The sequence below is a fragment of the Burkholderia sp. Ac-20353 genome, from assembly GCF_017104785.1.
Taxonomy (GTDB): domain Bacteria; phylum Pseudomonadota; class Gammaproteobacteria; order Burkholderiales; family Burkholderiaceae; genus Burkholderia.
Genome location: NZ_JAAGPL010000545.1, coordinates 1 through 773, shown reverse-complemented (window position 1 = coordinate 773; position 773 = coordinate 1). Strand labels below are relative to the sequence as shown.

At 73.5% G+C, this 773-nt stretch carries 1 protein-coding gene and 1 pseudogene; both read right to left on the bottom strand.

Going from position 1 to position 773, the window contains the following annotated elements; translation table 11 throughout:
* The coding region (locus G3N94_RS41870; RefSeq protein ID WP_205799976.1) for an LLM class flavin-dependent oxidoreductase at positions 1-484 on the bottom strand (484 nt) is incomplete at its 3' end.
* Positions 481-773: pseudogene (locus tag G3N94_RS41865) on the bottom strand (hypothetical protein); the annotation flags it as partial. The gene G3N94_RS41870 and the pseudogene G3N94_RS41865, both read right to left, overlap by 4 nt.

Here is a 773-nt window from a genome sequence, read left to right as displayed (position 1 = left end):
CGCTGTCGGCGACGGGGCGGCCCGACAGCGCATCCTGCAAGCGCTCGAGCGCCGCCGCGAAGCGCGCCTGGCGCGTATCGACGTCGAGCCCGAACGCGGCGAACGCGTCGAGATTCGCGCCGCCGCTGCCGAGCCCGAGTTGCAGACGTCCGCCGGACAGCGCGTCGAGCACCGCGGCGTCCTCGGCGAGCCGCAGCGGGTCTTCGAGCGACAGCGTGACGATGCCCGTGCCGAGCTCGATGCGGCGCGTGCGTTGCGCGATGGCGGCCAGCAGCACGAGCGGCGACGGCAGCCGGCCGTATTCGGCGCGGAAGTGATGCTGTGCGACGAAGCCGCCGTCGTAGCCGAGCTGCTCGGCCGCGACGAACAGCGTCTCGAGATCCGCATACACGCGTCGCGCGTCGCCGGTGCCGTGCACGTGGGTGAGAAAGCCGAGCTTGAAGGGCCGGCGTGCGGCCGGTGCGGGAGAGGGCGAAAAGGTCATGTCGAAAGCGGAGCGGAAGTGGGCGGAACGGATTCGGGAAGCGAGCCGGCCGGCGTCCAGCCGAGCGCCGGCGCAACGTGGCGGGCGATGCCCTCGAGCCGCCGCAACGCGTCGCGATACGGCGTACTGGCCGTCTGCACCTGCACGACAAGTTCGGTCGCGCCGGCCAGCGCGGGATCGGCGCGCAGCGCGGCCACGATGTCGCCGGGCGTGCCGCGCAGCACGCCGAACCGGTCGAGCAGCCCGGCGATGCCGGCCGTATCGGGAGCCGGCGTACCGGTGGACCGCG